At 59.6% G+C, this 22,224-nt stretch carries 19 protein-coding genes; 15 read left to right on the forward strand and 4 right to left on the reverse strand.

Annotated features, from left to right (window positions below):
* Position 1: 1 nt before the first annotated feature.
* Positions 2–1,648 (reverse strand): isovaleryl-CoA dehydrogenase, encoded by a 1,647-nt coding sequence (locus ABI171_RS17125; protein WP_348093739.1) that lies wholly within the window; start codon positions 1,646–1,648, stop codon positions 2–4.
* Between the two features lie 258 nt (positions 1,649–1,906).
* Between ABI171_RS17125 and ABI171_RS17130 the strand changes: the two genes are divergently transcribed.
* The 13 genes from ABI171_RS17130 to ABI171_RS17190 all read left to right on the forward strand — a co-directional run bounded on the left by ABI171_RS17130 (position 1,907) and on the right by ABI171_RS17190 (position 17,258).
* Positions 1,907–4,087, forward strand: coding sequence for a DNA polymerase III subunit gamma/tau (locus ABI171_RS17130; protein WP_348093740.1), 2,181 nt, complete (start codon positions 1,907–1,909; stop codon positions 4,085–4,087).
* A 71-nt stretch (positions 4,088–4,158) separates the two neighbouring features.
* The gene (locus ABI171_RS17135) at positions 4,159–4,479 is read left to right on the forward strand and encodes a YbaB/EbfC family nucleoid-associated protein (RefSeq protein WP_014006791.1); all 321 of its coding nucleotides are present in this window, start codon (positions 4,159–4,161) and stop codon (positions 4,477–4,479) included.
* Between the two features lie 53 nt (positions 4,480–4,532).
* The gene (recR, locus tag ABI171_RS17140; protein ID WP_348093741.1) at positions 4,533–5,129 is read left to right on the forward strand and encodes a recombination mediator RecR; all 597 of its coding nucleotides are present in this window, start codon (positions 4,533–4,535) and stop codon (positions 5,127–5,129) included.
* A 214-nt stretch (positions 5,130–5,343) separates the two neighbouring features.
* Complete coding sequence (locus tag ABI171_RS17145) at positions 5,344–6,381, forward strand: ABC transporter substrate-binding protein (RefSeq protein ID WP_348093742.1); 1,038 nt, start codon at positions 5,344–5,346, stop codon at positions 6,379–6,381.
* Positions 6,382–6,480: 99 nt separating this feature from the next.
* Positions 6,481–7,314, forward strand: coding sequence for an ABC transporter ATP-binding protein (locus tag ABI171_RS17150; RefSeq protein WP_348093743.1), 834 nt, complete (start codon positions 6,481–6,483; stop codon positions 7,312–7,314).
* 73 nt (positions 7,315–7,387) lie between these two features.
* Complete coding sequence (locus ABI171_RS17155) at positions 7,388–8,239, forward strand: ABC transporter permease (RefSeq protein ID WP_348093744.1); 852 nt, start codon at positions 7,388–7,390, stop codon at positions 8,237–8,239.
* Positions 8,240–8,581: 342 nt separating this feature from the next.
* A complete protein-coding gene (locus ABI171_RS17160) occupies positions 8,582–11,419 on the forward strand; it encodes a molybdopterin cofactor-binding domain-containing protein (protein WP_348093745.1) in 2,838 nt (945 codons plus the stop codon).
* On the forward strand, positions 11,416–11,967 hold the full coding sequence (locus tag ABI171_RS17165; RefSeq protein ID WP_348093746.1) for a (2Fe-2S)-binding protein: 552 nt from the start codon (positions 11,416–11,418) through the stop codon (positions 11,965–11,967). The genes ABI171_RS17160 and ABI171_RS17165 overlap by 4 nt, the downstream gene beginning before the upstream one ends.
* Complete coding sequence (locus tag ABI171_RS17170) at positions 11,967–13,250, forward strand: c-type cytochrome (RefSeq protein WP_348093747.1); 1,284 nt, start codon at positions 11,967–11,969, stop codon at positions 13,248–13,250. Before ABI171_RS17165 ends, ABI171_RS17170 begins: the two co-directional genes overlap by 1 nt.
* Positions 13,251–13,345: 95 nt before the next feature.
* Positions 13,346–14,347 (forward strand): XdhC family protein, encoded by a 1,002-nt coding sequence (locus ABI171_RS17175; RefSeq protein WP_348093748.1) that lies wholly within the window; start codon positions 13,346–13,348, stop codon positions 14,345–14,347.
* 287 nt (positions 14,348–14,634) lie between these two features.
* Positions 14,635–15,300: an energy transducer TonB gene (locus ABI171_RS17180; RefSeq protein ID WP_348093749.1), complete on the forward strand. Its 666-nt coding sequence runs from the start codon at positions 14,635–14,637 to the stop codon at positions 15,298–15,300.
* Between the two features lie 264 nt (positions 15,301–15,564).
* On the forward strand, positions 15,565–16,194 hold the full coding sequence (locus ABI171_RS17185; RefSeq protein ID WP_348093750.1) for a hypothetical protein: 630 nt from the start codon (positions 15,565–15,567) through the stop codon (positions 16,192–16,194).
* The gene (locus tag ABI171_RS17190; protein ID WP_348093751.1) at positions 16,191–17,258 is read left to right on the forward strand and encodes an energy transducer TonB; all 1,068 of its coding nucleotides are present in this window, start codon (positions 16,191–16,193) and stop codon (positions 17,256–17,258) included. The genes ABI171_RS17185 and ABI171_RS17190 overlap by 4 nt, the downstream gene beginning before the upstream one ends.
* Before the next feature lie 30 nt (positions 17,259–17,288).
* On the opposite strand, the gene ABI171_RS17195 is transcribed toward ABI171_RS17190, so the two are convergent.
* From ABI171_RS17195 to ABI171_RS17205, 3 genes are all read right to left on the reverse strand, one after another.
* The gene (locus ABI171_RS17195; protein WP_348093752.1) at positions 17,289–18,632 is read right to left on the reverse strand and encodes a TAXI family TRAP transporter solute-binding subunit; all 1,344 of its coding nucleotides are present in this window, start codon (positions 18,630–18,632) and stop codon (positions 17,289–17,291) included.
* Between the two features lie 91 nt (positions 18,633–18,723).
* Entirely contained in the window at positions 18,724–19,068 is a 345-nt protein-coding gene (locus tag ABI171_RS17200) for a zinc ribbon domain-containing protein YjdM (RefSeq protein WP_348093753.1), read from the reverse strand.
* A 51-nt stretch (positions 19,069–19,119) separates the two neighbouring features.
* Positions 19,120–19,995, reverse strand: coding sequence for a LysR family transcriptional regulator (locus ABI171_RS17205; RefSeq protein ID WP_348093754.1), 876 nt, complete (start codon positions 19,993–19,995; stop codon positions 19,120–19,122).
* A 110-nt stretch (positions 19,996–20,105) separates the two neighbouring features.
* On the opposite strand from ABI171_RS17205, the gene ABI171_RS17210 reads away from it, so the two are divergent.
* Positions 20,106–21,116: a quinone oxidoreductase gene (locus ABI171_RS17210; RefSeq protein ID WP_348093755.1), complete on the forward strand. Its 1,011-nt coding sequence runs from the start codon at positions 20,106–20,108 to the stop codon at positions 21,114–21,116.
* A 196-nt stretch (positions 21,117–21,312) separates the two neighbouring features.
* A complete protein-coding gene (locus ABI171_RS17215; RefSeq protein WP_348093756.1) occupies positions 21,313–22,179 on the forward strand; it encodes an alpha/beta hydrolase-fold protein in 867 nt (288 codons plus the stop codon).
* The last annotated feature ends 45 nt before the right edge of the window (positions 22,180–22,224 follow it).

Raw genomic sequence — 22,224 nt, forward strand, 5'->3', positions numbered from 1 at the left:
TTCAGGCCGCCCAGGTCCGTTCCAGAATCATTTTCTGCAGATGCGCCGCCGCCAGGGTGCCGTAGACCCGTCCGCCCATCGCTTCGCTGCGGCTGGCGATGAAGGCTTCGGCGATCACCGCCGGCGCGTGCTGCAGCATCAGCGCCGCTTGCACCGTCAAGATCAGGCGCTGGACAAAACGGCGGCCTAGCATTTCGCGCTGTTCCGCCGGGCTGGCCAGATCCTTCATCAGGTCGTCCAGCATGCCGCGCAGGCCGGGATGACCGCTGGCGGTTTCGCCCAGCTGCGCCAACAGCAGACCGAAGCCGGTCGGTTCGCGTTCAATTGCGCGCAGCACGTCCAGGCACATCACATTGCCCGAACCTTCCCAGATTGAATTGACCGGCGTTTCGCGATAGAAGCGCGCCATCGGTCCGGTTTCGACATAGCCGTTGCCGCCCCAGACTTCCATGCATTCGCCGCTAAATTCCAGGGCCCGCTTGCAGACCCAGAATTTGGCGGCCGGCGTAACGATGCGACGCCAGGCCCGTTGCAAGGGATCGTCGGGATGTTCGAAGGTGCTCGCCAGTTGCAGCATCAGCAGAGTCGCCGCTTCGCTTTCCAGCGCCAGGTCGGACAAGACGTTTTGCATCAGCGGCTGTTCTGCCAGGTTGCGGCCAAAGGCGCTGCGATGGCGTGCATGATGCAGCGCCTGCACCAGCGCCTGGCGCATCAGGCCGGCGGAGCCGATGACGCAATCGAGGCGGGTGTGGTTGGCCATTTCGATAATGGTCGGGATGCCGCGGCCTTCCTCGCCGACCATGATGCCGAAGGCCTCCCGGAACTCGACTTCGCTGCTGGAATTGGAACGGTTGCCGAGTTTGTCTTTCAAGCGCTGGATCTGGACCGGATTCTTGCTGCCGTCTGGCCGCCAGCGCGGTACGAAAAAGCAGCTCAAGCCCATCTCGGTGCGCGCCAGCACCATGTGCGCATCGCACATCGGCGCCGAGAAAAACCATTTGTGACCTGTCAAGAGATAGCCGGCGCCGCGTCCGCCGCCGCCTTCCAGCGGTATCGCGACCGTGGTGTTGCTGCGCACATCCGAGCCGCCTTGTTTTTCCGTCATGCCCATGCCGATCAGGATCGAGTGCTTGTATTCCAGGGCGAGGTCGCGACTATCATGTTCACATGACAATAATTTTGTCTGCAAGGCGGCAAACAGCGCAGGCTCCTGCTGCAGCACCGGGATCGAGGCGAAAGTCATGGTGGTCGGGCAGAGCGATCCGGCTTCTACCTGGGCATGCATGAAATAGCCGGCGGCGCGCACCACATGGCTGCCGCTCTGCGGCTTGATCCAGGGCAGGGCATGCAGACCCTCGCGTCGCAGCATGCCCAGCAGGGCATGCCAGGCCGGGTGGAATTCGACCGAATCGATCCGGTTGCCGATGCGGTCGAAGGTATTCAGTTCGGGCTGATGGCGGTTGGCCAGTTCGGCCAGTTGCCAGCTTTCCTTGCTGCCCAGCTCGGCGCCGTAGCGCGCCAGTTCTGCGGCGCGCCATTCACCATGCAAGCGCTGGACGCCGGTTTGCAGGATGGTATCGTCAAGATAGAGATTGTTGCCATACAGTTCAGCAACCTGGTTGGTCACTTCATGGGTTTGTCCTTGCATGCCCGGTCTCCTGATTTTGCGTAAGTCCTGAGAATAAAGGACTGTGTCGTTTGACTTTACCCCTTGCCGTGGCCCGCGGGTAGCTGCTTTCCTGCAATTATTTAGAGGCTATGTTCAGTCCCCGGGCCATTCTGCAACGGACGGATCAAGTGGTGATGGCTGCCGCTGGAAAGTTGCCGGGTTTAAAAAGCATGTTAACTTCGTCTGTCAGGTAAAATGCTGTTTGTACTTCACAACAAGCAGACCCTATTCGCCCTTATGTCCTACCAAGTTCTCGCCCGTAAATATCGCCCCAGAAGCTTCGATACGCTGGTCGGCCAGGAACACGTCGTAAGGGCTTTGACGCACGCCTTGGAGCAACAGCGTCTGCACCATGCCTATCTGTTCACCGGCACGCGCGGCGTTGGCAAGACGACCTTGTCGCGAATCCTGGCGAAATCGCTGAATTGCATCGGGGTCGACGGCAAGGGCGGCATTACCGCGGAACCGTGCGGCGTGTGCGACGCCTGCGTGGCGATCGATGCCGGCCGTTTCGTTGATTATATCGAGATGGACGCGGCGTCGAACCGCGGCGTCGACGAAATGGCGCAATTGCTGGAACAGGCTGTGTATGCGCCGTCCAATGCCCGTTTCAAGGTCTACATGATCGACGAAGTCCACATGCTGACCAACCACGCCTTCAATTCGATGCTGAAGACGCTGGAAGAACCGCCGGATCACGTCAAGTTCATCCTGGCCACCACCGATCCGCAAAAGATCCCGGTGACGGTGCTGTCGCGCTGCCTGCAGTTCAACCTGAAGCAGATGCCGCCCGGCCACATCATCAGCCATCTGGATAATATCCTCGGCCAGGAAAAAATCGAATTCGAAACTCCCGCCTTGCGCTTGCTGGCGCAGGGCGCGCACGGCTCGATGCGCGATGCGCTGTCGCTGACCGACCAGGCGATTGCCTACGCTGCCGGCAAGGTCACGCTGGAGGCGGTGCAGGGCATGCTCGGCGCGCTTGACCAGTCTTATCTGATCCGCGTACTGGATGCTTTGGCGCAGAAAGACGGCCCCGGCCTGCTGGCGGTGGCCGACGACATGGCCAGCCGCAGCTTGTCATATAGCGCGGCGTTGCAGGATCTCGGCACCTTGCTGCACCGGGTCGCGCTGGCGCAAAGCGTGCCCGCAGCGCTGGCGGAAGATTTGCCGGAGCGCGAAGAAGTGATCCGCCTGGCCACGCTGTTCGATGCCGAAGAAGTACAACTGTATTACCAGATCGCTGTCCACGGCCGCAATGAACTGGGCCTGGCGCCGGATGAATACGCCGGTTTCTCGATGACCTTGTTGCGCATGCTGGCCTTCCGCCCGCAAGCCGACGGCAGCATCGTGACGCCGCCGCCGGTCAGCCGGCCGCGGCCGCAGGCTAGTGCGGCGCCAGCAACCCCGGTTGCTGCATCCAGGCCGGCTGCAGTGGCGCAAGCCGCAGCGCCGGCAGCTGTTCCTGCAGCAGCAGCCCGTTTGAGCAGTGCGCCGCAGACTCTCAGCACCAGTGCGCCGGCAGTGCGTCCCGACACCAGCGCCATGAGCCCGGCCAGGGCGGCGCTGGAAGCGGCGCGCGCGGCGGCTTCGTCACGCAAGGGCGGCACGGCGCGACCAGCGCCGGCGCAGCCTGCCGCAGCCCCGCCCGCTGCCACGCCTGTTGTCACCTCAGCGCCTGCGGCGACGGCCAGCCAGCCGGCGGCAGTTGCGTCGCGGCCTGCAGCGCCAGCCTATGAACCGCAAAATTCCTCGGTGCCGCCATGGGAAGAAGAGATCCCGTTGCCGATGGATTTGCCGGATACCGAATTTTCCAGTTCGGTGGCTGAAAAAAAAACTGAATCGTATTTGCAACCAATGCAGCCAATGCAAGCGAAGCAAGCGGCGCCGTCCCGCTCCGCGGGGGGCAATGGCGCCGGTAATGTGCGCCAGTCGCCGCGTCCTGAACCTGTGGCGCAGCAAGCTGAAACGCCACCGGCAGAACCGTTGCCGCCATTGGTGCTGCAGCCCGACGCCAACCTGAACTGGGACGGCGACTGGCCGTTGCTGGCAGCCGGCTTGTCGGTACGCGGGGTGGCGCATCAGCTGGCGCAGCAGAGCGAACTGATCAAATGCGACAGCAGCGGCGTCGCCACGCTGATCTATTTGCGGATTCCTTTCGATACCTTGCGTTCCGCCGGCAGCGTTGATAAATTGGCGACCGCGCTGACTGAACACTTCGGCCGCCAGGTGAAGGTGGAAACAGAGATCGGCACCGTGCGCCACACCGCTAACGCCCAGGCGATGGCGGCGCAGGCAGAACGCCAGCGGCTGGCGGAACAGACCGCGAAAAACGATCCTTTCATACAAAGCATGATGCGTGAATTCGGGGCGTCGATTGTGCCGGGATCAATCAAACCATTGGGTGAAGCAAAGTAGGGCGGACTGAGAGATCGATATCGGACGCTGTTTTCTTTGCAATTGAATTATTCTTTTTTAGGAGAAATACCATGATGAAGGGCCAACTGGCAGGGCTGATGAAACAAGCCCAGGCAATGCAGGACAATATGAAAAAGATGCAAGACCAACTGGCCTTGATCGAAGTCGAAGGCGAGTCGGGCGCAGGCCTGGTGAAAGTCGTGATGACCTGCAAGAACGCCGTCAAGCGCGTGGCGATCGATGCTTCGCTGCTGGCTGACGACAAGGACATGCTGGAAGACCTGGTGGCCGCCGCGTTCAACGACGCAGTGCGCAAGGCGGAAGCGTTGTCGGCCGAAAAAATGTCGGGCCTGACCGCCGGCATGCCGGCCGGTTTCAAGTTGCCATTCTAAGCTGACATTCTGAACACCCTCGTTGTCGAGCGCTGCATGAACCAAGGCCATCCGTGAAAGCTCCTTCCAGTCTCACTTTACTCACAGAAGCCTTGCGTCACTTGCCTGGCGTCGGTCCCAAATCGGCGCAGCGCATGGCGTATCACTTGCTGCAGCACGACCGCGATGGCGCCGCCCTGCTGGGGCGAGCGCTGACCCAGGCGGTCGACCAGATCCATCATTGCGCGCTATGCAATACCTTCACCGAGAACGAGGTCTGTGAAACTTGCCTCGATCCCGAGCGCGATCCGAACTTGTTGTGTGTGGTCGAGACGCCGACCGATCAGTTGATGATCGAACAGACCCTGACATTCAAGGGCCTGTATTTCGTGCTGATGGGACGCCTGTCGCCGCTGGATGGCATCGGTCCCAAAGACATCCAGCTGGAAAAGCTGATCGGCCGCGCCACCGACGGCGTGGTGAAAGAGGTTGTGCTGGCCACCAATTTCACCAACGAAGGCGAAGCCACCGCCCACTACATCAGCGAAACCATGAAAGCGCGCGGCTTGCAGGTGAGCCGTCTGGCGCGTGGCGTGCCGGTTGGCGGCGAGTTGGAATATGTCGACGCCGGCACCATCGCCCGCGCCATGCTGGATCGTCGTTCTACCTAAATAACTTCTCCACGATAGACATCAAAACACGGATAAACCTCACCGTTTTTCTCGTGTTTTTGATGTTTTTCGCGTCTTTCGCAGATAATGTTTTTGAGCTGTCTGCATAGTTTGCCCCCACCCGACGAAAATTCTGTTATTTTGCTTGAGTTAGGCGAAAGATATCGCCAATGGAACTAGGATTGAACCTGAATAAGTATCATGAGGAGACAACATGAAATTAAGCTGGAAGCAGTTCGCTATTGCCCTTTGTTTGTTCCTGGCCGGGTACCTGACATTTAACAGCAATCTGTTTGCGCAGACGCCGGAGAAGACCAAGGTCTCCATCGCGGTCGGCGGCAAGAACCTGTTTTACTACCTGCCTTTGACGATTGCCGAGCAGCTCGGTTATTTCAAGGATGAAGGCCTGGATGTACAGATTTCCGATTTCGCCGGTGGCGCCAAGGCCTTGCAGGCCTTGATCGGCGGCAGCGCCGACGTGGTTTCCGGTGCGTTCGAACACACCATCAGCATGCAAGCCAAGAACCAGCATATCACTGCATTCGTGCTGCAAGGCCGGGCGCCGCAGATTGTCATGGGCGTCTCCAACAAGACCATGCCTAACTACAAGACGATCGCCGACCTCAAGGGCAAGAAGATCGGCGTCACCGCGCCGGGTTCATCGACCAGCATGATGTCCAATTTCGTGCTGGCCAAAGGCGGACTGAAGCCGACGGATGTCTCGTACATCGGTGTCGGCGCTTCGGCAGGCGCCTTGTCTGCGCTGCGTTCCGGTTCGATCGACGTGATCGTCAATCTCGATCCGCTGATCACCATGATGCAGCAGGATAACGAGATCCGGGTCATCTCCGACACCCGCACCTTGAAAGACACCAACGCCGTCTTCGGCGGCCCGATGCCGGCGGCTACCTTGTATGCATCCGCCGATTTCATCAAGAAATATCCGAACACCACCCAGGCCCTGACCAACGCCATGGTGCGCGCGTTGAAATGGCTGCAGAAGGCCGGCCCGGAGGATATTGTCAAAGTCGTGCCGGAAAGTTACCAGTTGGGTGATCGCGCCTTGTACATCGATGCCTTCATGAAGGTGCGCGAAGCCCTTTCTCCGGACGGCATGATCCCGGACGAAGGTCCGAAGGTGGCGTTGCGCACGCTGGAAGCCTTCGATCCTGAACTGGCCGGCAAGAATATCGACCTGTCGCAAACTTATACCAACGAGTTTGTAAAGAAGGCCGACGCCAAATACAAGTAAGCAAAGGCGTCGCGTGTCTGACTTGGGCAGCGCGCGGCGCCGCTATTGCGTTGTGGACGGCTCCCGTTGAAATTTTCTTCGGCTCAGGCCGTATCTCTTATGACTTCCGCTTTAACTCCAAGCCCGGTTCCCGCCCTTTTCCTCGACAACATCAGTTGCACGTTCGTCTCCAAGGACGACCGGTCGCAGCGCTATAGCGCTGTGGCCGACACCAGCTTGTCGATTGCGCCGGGCGAGTTTGTTTCCGTGGTCGGGCCGACCGGCTGCGGCAAATCGACCTTGCTGAATGTCGGCGCCGGCTTGTTGCAACCGTCGTCCGGCAGCGTCAAGATATTTGGCGAGCCGCTGGCCGGCATCAATCGCCGCGCCGGTTACATGTTCCAGGCGGAAGCGCTGATGCCCTGGCGCAGCGCCCTGCAAAACGTCATCGCCGGCTTGCAGTATCGCGAGACCGACGCAGTCAAGGCGCGCCAGCTTGGCGAAGAGTGGCTGGCACGGGTTGGCTTGCAGGGCTTTGGCGACCGCTATCCGCATCAGCTTTCCGGCGGCATGCGCAAGCGGGTGGCGCTGGCGCAAACCTTGATCCTCGATCCCGACATCATCCTCATGGACGAGCCGTTTTCTGCGTTGGATATCCAGACCCGGCAGCTGATGGAAAACGAGGTGCTGGAACTGTGGAGCGCCAAACGCAAGGCGGTGCTGTTCATCACCCATGATCTGGATGAAGCAATCGCCATGTCGGACCGGGTGATCGTGCTGTCGGCTGGGCCTGGCACCCATCCCATAGGCGAGTTCGTGATCGATCTGCCGCGTCCGCGCGACGTGGCTGAAATCCGCAGCGATCCGCGCTTTGTCGAACTGCACCAGCAAATCTGGAGCGTGCTGCGGGATGAAGTGCTGAAGGGCTACCAGCAGCAAAAGAAAATCGCCTAGTGTAGTGATTCGCATTTTTATGTGCCGACAAGTGTGAATCACTACGCTAACAATCACAAGGACTAACAGGATCATGTGGAAATCGATCAAACCGAATTACAAGAACCTGCGGATATACCAGTTGCTGGTGCTACTACTGTTTTTCGGCCTCTGGCACCTGGCGACGCGCAATCCGCAGACCGCGTTTTTCTTCGGTGAACCGCTCAAGGTTTTGCAGCGCGTCTGGCAATGGTTTACGGTTGGCAGCGGCACACTGGAAATCGGTTTCGGCGATCACACCTGGTTCACGCTGACTTTCCCTGCCGAGATTTATTCGCACCTGCTGGTGACCCTGACTGAAACCATGCTGGCCTTCGGCATCGGCACGGTATTCGGCCTTGCCGTCGGTTTATGGCTGGCCTTGTCGCCGCTGACCTCGGCCATCCTGGATCCCTATATCAAGGCCTCCAACGCCATGCCGCGCGTGATTCTGGCGCCGATTTTTGCGATGTGGTTCGGCCTCGGCATCTGGTCCAAGGTGGCGCTGGCGGTGACACTGGTATTTTTCATCGTGTTTTTCAATGTCTACCAAGGTGTACGTGAAGTCAGTCCGGTGGTGCTGGCCAACGCACGCATGCTGGGCGCCAACCAGCGCCAGCTGCTGCGCACGGTGTATCTGCCTTCGGCCACATCCTGGGTGTTTTCCAGCTTGCACACCTCGGTCGGGCTGGCGTTTGTCGGCGTGATCGTGGGCGAATACCTGGGCTCGGCGCGCGGCGTCGGCTATCTGATCCTGCAGGCAGAGGGCGCATTTGACATCAACACAGTGTTTGCCGGCATCCTGGTGCTGACGGCTTTTGCGCTGGTGCTGGATACGGCGGTAGGGATGATCGAGAAACGTTTGATGAAGTGGCAGCCTGAAAGCGGCGAGACGGAACGCTTGTGAAATCCATGCCATCTGGAAATTTTGTGCCCACCCTCCGGATTTGTCCCGGGTTGCGTAAGCCCCGGTAAGGCCAAGTTGCAGCAACAAAAATAGTATTTGTTCAAGACTAAGCAGATGGTGCCGGCTTGCGTTGCGGAGATTGACACTAAATTCTCTTGCGAATGCCGCCAAATCCTCTATTCTCATCATGTCATATTGCTTATGTTGTTTGTTCTTCAATATAATAAAATGCCGACCCCCAGATGAATGCCCGGCAGGGGCTTTTGATGGATCCGGAGAATATCTGTAACAGCCGCTAGTGGACGACGGTTGGGGTATTTCCTGGCTTTTGAGGAGAAACACATGACAAAACTCGACCTTTCGCGTCGCGGTTTTTTGAAGGCCAGCGTTGTGGCCGGCGTATCGGTTTACGTAGCACCGATGGGCGGCAAGGCTTTTGCCGCCCTGTTTGAAGAAAAAATCCTGACGCCCATCCAATGGAACAGCGGCAACGGCCAGTCCGGCGGTCACGTCAAATTCCGTATCGATGGCATCGCCAAGGTCACCGGCGCCAAGGTGTTTGCGCGCGATGTGCGCGCCCGCGACATGCCGCACTGGCCCAACCAGCAGGCGCATGCCTTCATCCTGCGCACTACCAAGGCCGACCGTAGTTTCCTCGGCTTCGATCTCAGCCTGCTGGGCGACGAGCTGAAGCCGGACCGGGTGGTTACAGCTGCGGACCTGGCGCGCGATGGCCTGGCGTTCCCGGCATTCTACGGCGACGATATGTTACTGCCGGCCGGCAAGACCCCGGCCTACCTCGGCCATGCCGTGGCCATCCTGATCTATAACGATTTCGCCAGATTCCGTTTCGCCAAGGACAAACTGCAATTCAAGGATGAAGTCATCCAGTACGGTCCGGTCACCGGGCCGCTGGAGCGCGATCCCTGGGGCACTTTCCGCTTCGTGCGGGTGGGCGGCGCCACTTCCTTCGATGACGATGTGTATTCCAGCCTGAAGGATGCACCGGTATTCCCGAGCATGATGCGCAAGCACCAGCCAGTCTGGCCGGACGGCAAGGAGCACGGCAAGCTGGGCGAGCAGGGCATGTTCTACGCCGCCCAGATCCAGGAACAACTCGATCATCCGCCAGCCGACTGGCTGGTCATGGAGCGCGACTACAACACGCAATCGGTGGACACCGCGGCGCTTGAGCCGGACAACGCCAACTGCTGGTACGACAGCGCCAACCAGGCCCTGCACATGGTGGTGCCGACGCAGTCGCCGGCTGAAATCGTCGACAGCACCGTCGAGATGATGAAGAAGACCAGATTCCCGCTGAAGAAGCTGTTCCTGCATCCTTGCTACACGGTCGGTTACGGCTCGAAGGATCACTATAATTTCCCGTTCTACGGCCTTCTGACCTCGCTGTATGCCGACGGGCCGGTACGCCTGGCCAACGACCGCTACGAACAGTTCCAGACTTCGATCAAGCGCCACGCCTTCAAGATGCATTACCGGATTGCGGTCGACCGCAAGACCGGCTTGCTGCAATCGTTCAAGGGCGAGTTCGAAGCCAACGGCGGCGGCCGCGCCAACTTCTCGCCATCGGTGGCGATGGTGGGCGCCACCGCAGCGCAATCGATTTACTATTTCCCGAAGAACGACCTGGCTGCAGTCGCCATCGCCACCCGCGCCATCGACGCCGGCTCCGCGCGCGGCTACGGCACCTTGCAAAGCATGGCGGCGACTGAAATGATGATCGACGAGATGGCTGAAAAGCTGGGTCTCGATGCGATCGATTTCCGCCTCAAAAACGCACTGCGATCCGGCATGAAGAATACCCAGGGCGCGATCCCTGCCGGTGCGATCCGGGTCGACGAAGTCCTGCAAAAGGCTAAGATTCATCCTTTGTGGATCAATCGCGCGAAGAAGAAGGCTGAATACGAAATCAGCCATCCGGGTTATCGCTACGGCGTCGGCTTTGCCTGCGTGCAGAAGGATTTCGGCACCGGCGCCGAGACCTCGTTCGCCAAGGTTGAAATCAGCGCCGACGGCCAGATCCACCTGTCGCACAGCGCCGCGGAAATCGGCACCGGCATGTCCACATCGCAAGCCATTGCTTGCGCCAAATGGCTGGGCAAACCCGCCCATGAGGTGCGCACTTCGATCACCGACTGGAGCGATCTGCCCGTGATCACCAGCGGCGATCCTTACATCATGAGCCAGGCCGATCAAGACAAGCTGTCGGCCAATCCGCGCTGGTCGCCCGGCTATTCGTCGCCCTCCAGCGCCACCAACTCCGCTTTCTATTTCACCCACAGCACGCGCGAAGCGGCGCGGGTGGTGTTCATGCACGGCCTGTGGCCGGCAGCGATGGCGATCTGGAGCCAGGGCATCGGCGGCGGCCAGGCGGCGCCGTTGGTGGTGCGGGTGGAAGACGCGCGCTGGGTCGACGGCAAGCTGTCGGCCGCCGGCCTGCAAGCGCTGCCTTACGAGCAACTGGTCAAGAAGGCCCATGAGCTGGGGCTGGTGACCGGCGCCACGGTGCATGTCTTCAATCGCTGGCAATGGACCGAAGCCGATTTCGAGATTCTCGGCAATCTGGTGCGGGTGCCGCTGGACGGCCTGTCAGTGCGTTACGGCGAAGGCGCCGGCAAGGCGCAACAAGCCAGGATGACGACCAGCGGCGGCTACGAGGTACTGAACCGCAAGAAGGTATTCATCCCGCCAACCCAGCGCAACAACGCCGCCGTGACATACTACAGCGCAATCGGCACCTTGGTCGAACTGGCGGTGCACGAAGCCAACGGCAAGGTTGAATTGCTGACTCACCATTCGATCATGGAATGCGGGAACATGCTGTCGCCGCAGTTGGTCTCCGGCCAGCTGCAAGGCGGCCTGGCGATGGGTATCGGCCATGCCTTGCATGAGTTCCTGCCGCTGTACGAGGATGGTCCGGGCAACGGCAGCTGGAACTTCAACCGCTATCAGCTGCCGCGCGCCAAGGATGTTGCGGTCTGGACCCAGACCAGCGATATATTGCCGCCACTGACTGAGACCGATCCGCCCAAGGGCATCGCTGAAGTAGTGATGATTCCGGTGGTCGGCGCCATCGTCAACGGCATCGCCCACGCCACCGGCCATCGATTCACCGACCTGCCGGTAACGCAACAACATATTCAGGAGTCTCTGGCATGAGCATGACCACACACCCCATCACCATGCATATCAACGGCAAGCCGGTCGGCCCGGTGCCGGTACCGGAGGGGATCATGATGATCGACTTCTTGCACGAATACCTGGACCTGACCGGTTCGCGCCTCGGCTGCGGCCAGGGCATCTGCCGCGCCTGCGTGGTGATTCTCGACAAGCCGGACGGCACCAGCGAAGAAGTACGCTCCTGCATCACCGGCGCCCATTTTTTCGAAGGCAAGAAAGTCCGCACCATCGAGGGCCACGCCCAGCGCAACGAGCGGGGCGAAGTGGTGGCGCTGTCGCCGATCCAGCAGAAATTCCTGGAGCATTACAGCTTCCAGTGCGGCTACTGCACCCCGGGTTTCGTCAACGCCGCGACAGTATTGGTAGAAAAACTCAAGCGCAAGCCAGTCGCCAAGGCGCAGCTCGACGCAACCATCACAGAAGGATTGAACGATCACATCTGCCGCTGTACCGGCTATGTGCGCTACTTTGAAGCGGTCAAGGAAGTGGTGCTGAGCACGCCGGGACTGGTAAAGGATGTCAAGTGATGACCAAGGCCCGATATCTTCGTAAAACACTGCTCGGCCTGGCCGCGCCGGTGCTGGCGGCGGCGCTGCTTGCCGCTTGCGACGGCGGCAGCAGTCCGGCCGCATCGGCAGCCGGCCAGAACGCGGCGAAACCCGGCAGCGCCGACCAGATCGCCCTTGGCCGCTACCTGACCAAGGCCGCCGATTGCGCTGCCTGCCACACCACCGCGACTGGCGCGCCGTTTGCCGGCGGCGTCGAACTGGCTTCACCGTTCGGTAAATTCTACGGCTCCAACATCACGCCGGACAAGCAGCACGGCATCGGAAAATGGAGCGCCGACCAGTTCTACAAGGCGCTGCATGATGGCGTCACGCCGGAAAAACACTTGTACCCGGCGATGCCGTACACCTCGTACCGCTCGATGACGCGCGCCGACAGCGACGCCATCTATGCCTTCCTGATGCAGCAGAAACCGGTGGCGGTGCCGACCCGCGAACCGGACCTGGAATTCCCGTACAACATGCGCTTTGGCATGATGTTCTGGAACGTGCCTTTCCTCAAGGATCAGCTGAGCGACGCCTCCAGCGGGCAATCGGCCATGTGGCTGCGCGGCCAGTATCTCGGCAATGCACTAGGCCATTGCGCGGAATGCCACACACCGCGCGGCAAGTTCGGCCAGCTGGACTTGTCCCAATCACTGACAGGTTCGACGCTCGGCCGCGTCGCCGCACCGGATATCACGCCGGCCGGCCTGGCGGCAGTGGGCTGGACTGCAACGGACTTGCAGACCTTCTTCGCGACCGGTATCGCGCCCCAGGGCTCGGCTTACGGCGAAATGTTCCCGGTGGTGCACCTGAGCACGCAGTACCTGAGCAAGGATGACCTGAGCGCGGTCACGACTTATCTGATGGGCGACAAGCCGTTGCCGCCGGAGCCAGTCAAGAGCATTACCGCGGACGCCATGGCGCTGGATGCCGGCAAGCGTTTGTACACGGCGGTGTGCGCCGGTTGCCATGGTTTCCAAGGTAACGGCAAGCCGCACGTGGCGGTGGCGATGAAAGGCAATTCGACGGTGCGCAATGCGAACCCGCATAACCTGATCGTGGCGATGCTGGACGGTATCGAGGCGCAGAAATTTCCCGGGACCGAAAGCCTGCAGGATATGCCCGGTTTTGGCGGCCAGTTGAGCGACAAGGAGCTGGCGCAGCTCTCCAATTACCTGCGTGCGACCTGGGGCGGTCAACCGGCCAGCATCAGTGCGGATCAGGTCAAGGCCTTGAGGCTGACTACCACCACGCACTAAGCGATTGCAACTGGTCTTTCGACAGGGTCTACCGCGCCAGCGGTCGATCCTGTTTTTCATTACACTGGTGAGAATTACACAAGGATCAAGCTGGCATGAATGCAGTCGACTATCAAGTACTGAAGAGCGCCGCCGATTGGCTGCGGCAAGGCAAGCGGGTCGCCATGGTGACCGTGGTGCGCAACTGGGGCTCGGCGCCGCGCCCGCTCGGTTCGCTGTTCGCGATCACCGATGCCGGCGATTTTACCGGCTCGGTCTCGGGAGGTTGTATCGAAGACGACTTGATGCAGCGCTTCGCCGCCGCATTTCCGGTAAAGATCGAGCTGGTGCGCTACGGTATCAGCGCCGAGCAGATGCGGCGCTTCGGCCTGCCTTGCGGCGGCACGCTGGAACTGGTGATCGAGCCGCTGACTGACGCCGCAGCGCTGACGCCATTGCTGGATGCCGTCAGCGGCCGCCGGCTGGTGCAGCGCCGGCTTAACCTGCGCAGCGGTGCGGTCAATATCGAAGCCACCGATGCCGATTTCGCGCTGCGTTTCGACGACGAAGAACTGGTGCAGGTATTCGGCCCGCGCTGGCGCTTGCTGATCATCGGCGCCGGCCAGGTGTCGGAATACCTGGCGCAGATGGCGCCGGCGCTGGATTTCTCGGTCTACCTGAATGATCCGCGCGAAGAACAGCGCCGCAACTGGCAGGCCGACGGCGTGACCTGGCTGGACGGCATGCCGGACGATGTCGTGCTGGCGTTCAAGCCGGATCGCCGTAGCGTCATCGTCACCCTCAGCCACGATCCCAAAGTGGACGACATGGCGCTGATGGAAGCCTTGAAAACCGATGCCTTCTACATCGGCGCCATCGGCTCGATGGCCAGCACCGAAGCGCGCAAGGAACGCTTGCTGACGCTGGATTTGAACAGCGAACAGATCGAACGGCTGCATGCGCCGATCGGTTTGCAGATCTGGAGCCGCTCGCCGGCGGAAATTGCGGTATCGGTGCTGGCCGAGCTGGTGATGTTGCGCAATCGCGGCAGCCTGTCGGCCTCACTCTCCAGCTGCGCCATCAACGGCAATACTGTGCGGATGGTCGAACGGCCCTGACTAAGCGTCGAAAGGAAAAGCATGAAAATGGCCGCAAATCCCTGCTGACGCCGAGGATGCGCCATCAGATGGCCGATTGTGCAGAGCCGCATAGATCTTCTACCAAAACCGGCGCCAAGCTATTCGTGGTGGATTGAGCCGTGAATCGTGAAGCGCCACCTTTACTGTCGCGCCTGAGATGCTAGTATGAAAGTAGACGATCCGCCATAAGCGGACATCGTCGACGCCGGGTGCCTCGTCACCATTGCGATATAGGCAAAGCCAGGCGGACAGACAGGAGTCCTTCGATGGATTTCACCATGGATCAGGCGCGGCCGACCAGGAAACTGGTGGGTTTCAGCGTAGTGGTTCTCATGCATATCGTCATCGTATATGCTCTGGTGACAGGTCTGGCCCGCAAAGTCGTGGAGGTGATCCAGGAACCGGTCATCACCAAGATCATCGCTGAAATCAAGCCGCCGCCACCCCCTCCGCCTCCTGACAAGCCGGTGCCGCCACCGCCAAAAACCGCTGCACCGCCACCGCCCTATGTGCCGCCGCCTGAAGTCAAGGTTCAGCCGCAGCCTCAGGAAAATGTGATAGCCGCCGTCACCAATGTCAAGCCGCCGAGCAACGACCTGCCGACCTCCGTCGCCCAGCCGTCTCTCGCTGCGGTTGCGGCAGCGCCTGCCGGACCGGCGCATACCAGTGCGCGGGTAACGGGGAATTGCGAAAAACCGGAATATCCGAGGACGTCCTTGCGTAATGAAGAGCAGGGGACAGTTCACGTGAAGCTGATCATCGGGGCTGACGGTAGCGTGGTTGATGCCGCGATTGAAAAAAGCAGCGGCTTCAAAGAACTGGACCGGGCCACCCTGAAAGCCTGGAGCCTCTGCCATTTCACTCCCGCCATGGCGGATGGCCAGCCGGTGCAGTCGGCCACCAGAATGGAATATGTCTGGAAAATGGAGTAGGCAAAGCCGGGAATGAGAGGCGCTGCAAGGTGGTGAGTTGTGTTTTTGATATTTCTGAAACGTCGTTTGATCCGTTCCTGCCCGTAGTGCCATCCCATTCATCAAAGCCATTCAGAGCGCCATATGCTGGTGCGTCTTTGGTCGCTTTCCGTTCCACAAAATGAATGTAATTCATTGTTTGAATTTGCAAATTGGCTAAGTATAATTGCCTCGCAGTATTTTTCATTCCAGCAACCAAAGCCAGCCAAAGACCAAGGAAACGGTATGCCATTTCTTTCCCTGAACAGGGATGTAGCACGATTGTGTCGCCAAGCCAGCCTGATGGGCGTCATGAGTCTCAGCCTGTTGACCACCGGTTGTTTATCGATGAAGCAATATGTCGACCCGACACTTCCCAAAGTGACGATCGCAGATTTGAAACAGCCCGAAACCAAGCAGACCGTCCAGCTATTTTTAGAGTATCAAACTAAAGGAGCTACCAATCCACAGGCAACGGAACTCGCGCGGCCGATGGTCCTGGCTACTCTGAAAAAATCCAATCTGTTCAGCGATGTCGTGATGGCGCCAACTACCGCAGACCGCAAGCTGTTCATTACCATCAACAACTTCCCGGTCACCAAGGATGTTGGCGGCAAGAGTTTCATGACCGGTTTCACTCTCGGTCTGGCGGGGACCATGATTACCGACGGTTTCCAGATGAACGCTGCCTATGACGTGCCCGGCCAGCCTGAAGTGAAACATAGCTACAAGCATGCCATGTACTCGACCATCGGTAATGCCGACGGCCCCGCCAACCTAGTTCCGGTTGCAAAGGGAGAGGCGATTCCAAGCATCATGAACGGCATGGTGTTGAACCTGCTGAATGACATGAGTCGCGCAGGAGAGTTAAATTGAATGCCGTTTTCAATTCACCGTCAGTCATGGCTTTGCTCCGTCGTGTGGTGATGGCCGGCGCCGGCGCAGTGCTGCTGGCGCTGACCGGCTGTGCCGCGGTAGCGCCAAACTACCAGCCTACCAACGATAATGTGCGTACCTTGCAAGCTCTTCCGGGCGGCAAGGCTGCAGTGGGACAGTTCACGTCGAAAAACAAGTCGCTGGATAGCCTGAGCATACGCGCCGGCTCTTATAGCTCCCCTTACAACGGTTCATATGCCGAATACCTGAAGGCTGCGTTGCGCGCCGAACTGGAGGGAGGCAGCAAGTTTGACGCCGCATCGCCAGTGATCATCACCGGGCAGTTGCTGGAAAATTCGGTTGATGGCGCATCGTTTACTACCGGTACAGCCAAAATCAGCGCGCGCATTCTGGTGACGCAAAATGGCGCCAAGACCTTTGATAAGGTAGTGGTCGGCGCCAGCCAGTGGCAATCTTCCGTCTTCGGGCCGATTGCGATCCCGGCAGCGCGCAGCAACTACATCGACACAGTGCGCAAGCTGCTGACCAACCTGTTTGCAGACCGCGATTTTCAGGCCGCGTTGCGTGGCGGCAGTGGCATCCCCAGCGCGGTCCGGCCGCCGGTTGTTACGACTGTGGCCAGCCCTCGCTATGTTCCGGTTGCAGCCAATCCGAGAGTCATTCCGGCCGTGGCCAGCCGCAGCGTTGCCGCACCCGGCACGATCGCAACCGGTGATTCCCCGCCTAGCGTAACGGCCGGCAGTTGCGAGGGACCTGAGTATCCCAGGGCTTCCAGGGATAACCAGGAGCAGGGCACCGTGATTGCCAGGCTGGTTGTCGGCAGCAACGGTCATGTGCTGGATATCGCCATTGAAAAGAGCAGTGGTTTCACTGCCCTGGACAAGGCCGCGAGGCAAGCCTGGAGCATGTGCCAGTTTGTACCGGCGATGCAAGGCGGCGTTGCGGTGCAGGCGGAGAAGAGAATGCAGTATGTCTGGAAACTGGACGGCGTAGCGCCGGCCAGGCAGGCCGTACCGGCGCCAGCTGCGGCCGACTGGAATTAATCACAAGCGCAGCAGGCTGCCGCGCAAGATCTATTCCTTGATCTTGCCGGCAGCATGGAAAATCCTGTCCCGCACCACGCGGATCGCTTGCTTGAGCGTATACACATCCTGGAAGTAGCGCTGCGGAATCCGGATCTGGCTGGCGTTGGCGTCGATGTTTTCGATGTCTTCGCGCCATTGCACGACCTGTTCCGCAGTGGGCTGCTTGCTCTGCCATATCTCGTCTTCCAGCGATTTGATCTCCCGGTACCACACCACCAGCCGGTTTTTCATGCGCGCTTCGACCATGCGTGGAAGCGCATTCAGGAGGCCGAACAGCAGCGCCATGAAGGGCAGCAGGATCAGCAGGCGCCGCTCGATGAAACTGGCCAGCCAGAACGGCAGGTAGCGCTGCAGGAAAGGGCGGCCGGATTTGAAATAGCGTGTGCTTTCGTCAGAAATCGGAAAATCGTCCGTGTTCAGGTTGGGAAACACGCCGCGCGGCGTGAAATAATCTTCGCGGGCATGCGCGGAATTCGCGGCTTCCAGCAGCAGGTAGGCCAGCGCCGGGTGCAGGGTATCTTTGGAAACCAGCAGCGCGGTGGCCGCCAGCAGCGTCACATCGGCTTGCGGCAGGTCGTTGGCGACGCTGATCGAGGCGCGCGGGAAGATGATTTTTGAGAGCGAGGGAAATTTCAGCACCAGCGCATCGGCCTGGGCAAAGCTCATCAGTTTCAGATCGCTGTTGAGCAGCTTTTGCTGCATAGGCGCATCTGGCCGCCCTATAAAGAAGGCGGCGTCCAGCTTGCCGGCTTCCAGGCTTTGGTAGGCCTTCTCGGCATCCATCTCTTGCAGGGTGGCGTTGTCGCCATTGATGCCGCTATGGCCGAGCAATACGCGTGACACCGTCAGCAGGCCGCTGCCGGGAACGCCGATGGAAATCCGCTTGCCATGCAACTGCGCTAGCCGGTTTATGGTGGCGTCGCCACGATAAAACACCCAGATCGGCTCATACGAGACGGCGGCTATGGTTTGCAGCTGGTCGTCGGGCGACGGCGTGGTGGTACCGGACTGGATGAAGCCGACTTCATACGCGCTGTCGGGATCTTTCAGCCGTTGGTAATTTTCGACTGAACCGGAAGAGCTGCGGATATCCAGGGTGATGCCTTCGCGCTTCAGCAGCGGCGCATAGCGCTCGGCAAAGCCGGCGTAGATGCCCTTGTCGGCGCCGGTGGTGATGACAATCGTGCGCTGGATAGCCGGTTTGAGAATGATTGCCAGGCCCCAGCCCGCCACGGCCAGCAAGACGATCGCAGCGAAGATAAGGAAGCGCAGGTGGCCCGGCGTCATGGGCGGTTTGTGGATGCGATGCAGCGCTGGATTGTGTCTCGGCATGGTGGATGGAAAGCACTAGGTTGGGCAACTCGGAAAACCAGACTGCTCAGATTGCTACGGACGACCCGGAGCCTGGATTAGCTCCATGCCTTCACACCTTTTTGACAAACTCCGATTTCAGGCTCATCGCACCAAAGCCGTCGATCTTGCAATCGATATCATGATCGCCGTCGATCAGGTGGATATTCTTTACCTTGGTGCCGACCTTCACTACGCCGCCGGATCCCTTCAACTTCAGATCCTTGATGACGGTAACGGTATCGCCGTCCTGCAGGATGTTGCCGACAGCATCGCGGTAAACCTTGGCGCCGTCGCCAGCGGCTTCTGCTGAAGCCTGCGCCGACCACTCGTGAGCACATTCCGGGCAAATATAGAGGCCGCCGTCTTCATAAGTGAATTCGGAGTTGCACTTGGGGCAGGCGGGTAAAGCGTTCATGATGTTGTCTTTCGTCAGGCCGTAAAAATGAGACAGTATACTGCCGGAAAGCTAGCCTGCCAGTTGTTTCACGGTCTGTTGCCCAAACAGTTCAACCAGCCCGTCCGCCGCCGCCCGTATTCGCGGCGAGCGGCGCACCTCGGGATGCATCACCAGCCAGACGGTCAGCACTACCGGGCATGCGGGCGCGGCAATCAGCTTCAACAGCTTGTCGTTGCGCGCCAGGAAGTGCGGCAGGGCGCTGACGCCCAACCCGGCGCGCACGGCCTGGAACAGGCTGCTCAGATCGTTCGAACGGAGTGGAAAAGGGCGGCCGGCGGCGATTTTTTCCAGCCATTTCTGCTGCGGCGTGGTCAGCAGGCTTTCTTCGTAGCCGATGAATTCCCACGCTTCTTTCGAATTCTTTGCAAGATAGTCCTTGCTGCCGTAGAGGCCATAGCCGACCTCAATCAGAGGACGTACCGCAAGCTCGGCTGCGGTCGGGCGCGACAGGCGCAAGGCAATGTCAGCCTCGCGCCGGGTCAGGTTGACTTCGCGGCTTTCGCCGACGACTTCCAGGGAAATTCCCGGCAAGCGCTGGCGCAAAAATCCCAGATGCGGCACCAGCAGATGGCTGGCGATCACTGGCGGTGCGGAAATGCGCACCGTGCCCGCCAGCGGCGTAGCGCCGGCCGCGGCACGCTCCAGCGCCAACGCTTCCTGCTCCAGGCGGCGTGCGCTGGGTAGCAGGTTTTCTCCCTCTGGCGTCAGTTTCCACTGGCGTTGCAGGCGCTCGAACAGGCGCAAACCGAGTGCATCTTCCAGCGCCTCGATGCGGCGTGCAACCGTGGTGTGCTCAACCTTCAAACGGCGCGCGCCGGCCGTCAGGCTGCCGCTATCCACCAGCGCCAGGAAGTAGCGAAAATCATTCCAGTTGAGATTTGTCATGGTGCAATTATGCACAATAAATGCGAATTTTTAATGTCTTTTGGTGCGTAAAAATTAGTTTTACCATGCTTCTCAGACGATCTTTTCAAACTGTTCACCAGGAGCCAGTCATGAGCAAGGAATTAGTGATGCGTATTGCTGAAGTTGGCGATGCCGGGGGATTGCAGGCGGAAACCGTTGACCTGGCGCCGCCTGCCGCCGGTGAAGTGCGCGTGCGGCACACTGCCATCGGCGTCAATTTCGCCGACATCTATCACCGCATCGGCCTCTATCGCCTGCCCGAACTGCCTGCAGTGCTTGGGGTCGAAGCGGCCGGGGTGGTCGAGGCCCTGGGCGGCGAGCTGTCCGGCCAGGGGTGTGGCGACTTGCAAATCGGCGACCGCGTGGTCTACGCCGGTTTGCCGGCCGGCGCCTATGCGACTGCCCGTAATGTCGCCTTCCATCGCCTGGTAAGGATTCCTGCAGGCGTCACTGACATCAATGCCGCCGCCACGCTCTTGCGCGGCATCACGGCGCACATGTTGTTCCAGTATGTGCGCAAGGTGCAAGCCGGCGACACGGTCCTGGTCCAGGCGGCCGCCGGCGGGCTTGGCCAAGTGCTCGGACAGTGGGGCGCGGCGCTGGGCGCACGCATGATCGGGACCGTCGGCAGCGAGGCGAAAGGAGAGATCGCCAGAAGCAAGGGCTATCAAGAGGCGATCCCTTATCGGCAGATGGATTTCGTGGCCGAAACGATGCGGCTGACCGGTGACCGGGGAGTCGATTTTGCGATCGACGGGGTGGGTGGAGAGACCTTGAGCAAGACGCTGCAGACCGTGCGCCCGTTTGGCATGGCAGCCAGCGTCGGCCAGGCAGGGGCGGCCGGCAGCGAGGATAACGCTGCCTTGCCGCTCAGCGACCTTGGTCCGTATCGTTCGCTGTCTCTGGCGCGTCCTAGTGTCTTTCGTTTCATGTCGAATATTTCTCGCTATAGGGAGGGCGCCGCGGCGGCCCTGGCACACATGGCGGATGGTCTCGCGATTGATGTCTCGCTCAGGCTGCCACTGGAAAAAGCGGCTGAAGCCCAGCGCCTGCTGGAAAGCGGTAAAACCGCAGGTGGCATCATCCTGCTGCCGGATTGAATCAAGCGCCGCCCGCAACGTGAACTCATCGGCCACGCCATCTTTGGGCTGATCCCACGTGAGCGTCGGCGATTTTTCCTTGCGTGAAATTTAATCCTTGCATAGACTCGCCAATCGATCTCCGCAAACAATTGACTGATTCAGACAAGGATTCAATATCGTGCGCCTGCGACTCAGTAAATTTTTCGGCATTCCAATGATTGTCCTTGCCCTTGCCTGCAGCGTTGCGCAAGCGGCTGCTCCGGTGCGTCCTTATGCACTGGAGGGCACCGAAGTCCAGAGCATTCCCTCCAAGATCCTGCATCGGGATTATGAAATTTTCGTTAGCCTGCCGGCGTCATACGCAACCTCGGCGGCCTCGAAAAAGCATTATCCGGTGTTGTTCATTACCGACGCCAATTACGCCTTTCCACTGATACGCAGTATTGATCGGCGGGTCAGCGATCACGGTACAAAGCTGGAAGAATACATTCTGGTCGGGCTGTCCTATGCGAAAGGTGACGATCCGGTCAAAAGCAGGAACCGCGACTACACGCCAACCGATACCACCAAGAACAAAGTCAACCAGCCGACGGGGCAGGCAGAGCAGTACCGGCAATTTATAGAAAAAGAAGTATTCCCCTTTGTAGCGGCGAACTACCGAGCGGACATGAGCAGGAAGATTTTTTCCGGGCATTCCTATGGCTCGCTGCTGGGGCTGCACGTTCTGCTGACCGAGCCGCAGATGTTCAACCAGTACGTCCTGGGCAGTCCGTCCCTCTGGTATGACAAAGGCGTCATGTTCGATATGGAGCGCAGTTATGCGGCTTCTCACAAAGACATGCCGGCGCAGGTATTCATGTTGGTGGGGGCATTCGAAGCGGTGAACCCGAATGATCCAAATCCGCGCTATAACAAAGAATTCGATATGGTCAAAGACATGCATACTTTCGAGGCGCGGCTGAAATCGCGGCATTATCCCAACCTCTCGATTCATTCCGAAGTCATCCAGGATGAAGATCATCTGACGGTGTTTCCGTCACTGATCACGCGTGGTCTATTCTGGTCCTTTGCAAGCAAGTGATTTGCTCAGCTTTGTTGGTTGTGGCTTGCACTTCATCAAACCCGA

Origin of the sequence: Collimonas sp., assembly GCF_039923675.1 — a bacterium.
Lineage (GTDB): Bacteria > Pseudomonadota > Gammaproteobacteria > Burkholderiales > Burkholderiaceae_D > Collimonas.

What these genes read in the sequence shown, in the direction of transcription:
- ABI171_RS17125 (WP_348093739.1), bottom strand. Translation starts at nt 1,648, where the DNA reads ATGCAAGGACAAACCCATGAAGTGACCAACCAGGTTGCTGAACTGTAT.
- ABI171_RS17130 (WP_348093740.1), top strand. Translation starts at nt 1,907, where the DNA reads ATGTCCTACCAAGTTCTCGCCCGTAAATATCGCCCCAGAAGCTTCGAT.
- ABI171_RS17135 (WP_014006791.1), top strand. Translation starts at nt 4,159, where the DNA reads ATGATGAAGGGCCAACTGGCAGGGCTGATGAAACAAGCCCAGGCAATG.
- ABI171_RS17145 (WP_348093742.1), top strand. Translation starts at nt 5,344, where the DNA reads ATGAAATTAAGCTGGAAGCAGTTCGCTATTGCCCTTTGTTTGTTCCTG.
- ABI171_RS17150 (WP_348093743.1), top strand. Translation starts at nt 6,481, where the DNA reads ATGACTTCCGCTTTAACTCCAAGCCCGGTTCCCGCCCTTTTCCTCGAC.
- ABI171_RS17155 (WP_348093744.1), top strand. Translation starts at nt 7,388, where the DNA reads ATGTGGAAATCGATCAAACCGAATTACAAGAACCTGCGGATATACCAG.
- ABI171_RS17160 (WP_348093745.1), top strand. Translation starts at nt 8,582, where the DNA reads ATGACAAAACTCGACCTTTCGCGTCGCGGTTTTTTGAAGGCCAGCGTT.
- ABI171_RS17165 (WP_348093746.1), top strand. Translation starts at nt 11,416, where the DNA reads ATGAGCATGACCACACACCCCATCACCATGCATATCAACGGCAAGCCG.
- ABI171_RS17170 (WP_348093747.1), top strand. Translation starts at nt 11,967, where the DNA reads ATGACCAAGGCCCGATATCTTCGTAAAACACTGCTCGGCCTGGCCGCG.
- ABI171_RS17175 (WP_348093748.1), top strand. Translation starts at nt 13,346, where the DNA reads ATGAATGCAGTCGACTATCAAGTACTGAAGAGCGCCGCCGATTGGCTG.
- ABI171_RS17180 (WP_348093749.1), top strand. Translation starts at nt 14,635, where the DNA reads ATGGATTTCACCATGGATCAGGCGCGGCCGACCAGGAAACTGGTGGGT.
- ABI171_RS17185 (WP_348093750.1), top strand. Translation starts at nt 15,565, where the DNA reads ATGCCATTTCTTTCCCTGAACAGGGATGTAGCACGATTGTGTCGCCAA.
- ABI171_RS17195 (WP_348093752.1), bottom strand. Translation starts at nt 18,632, where the DNA reads ATGCCGAGACACAATCCAGCGCTGCATCGCATCCACAAACCGCCCATG.
- ABI171_RS17200 (WP_348093753.1), bottom strand. Translation starts at nt 19,068, where the DNA reads ATGAACGCTTTACCCGCCTGCCCCAAGTGCAACTCCGAATTCACTTAT.
- ABI171_RS17205 (WP_348093754.1), bottom strand. Translation starts at nt 19,995, where the DNA reads ATGACAAATCTCAACTGGAATGATTTTCGCTACTTCCTGGCGCTGGTG.
- ABI171_RS17210 (WP_348093755.1), top strand. Translation starts at nt 20,106, where the DNA reads ATGAGCAAGGAATTAGTGATGCGTATTGCTGAAGTTGGCGATGCCGGG.
- ABI171_RS17215 (WP_348093756.1), top strand. Translation starts at nt 21,313, where the DNA reads ATGATTGTCCTTGCCCTTGCCTGCAGCGTTGCGCAAGCGGCTGCTCCG.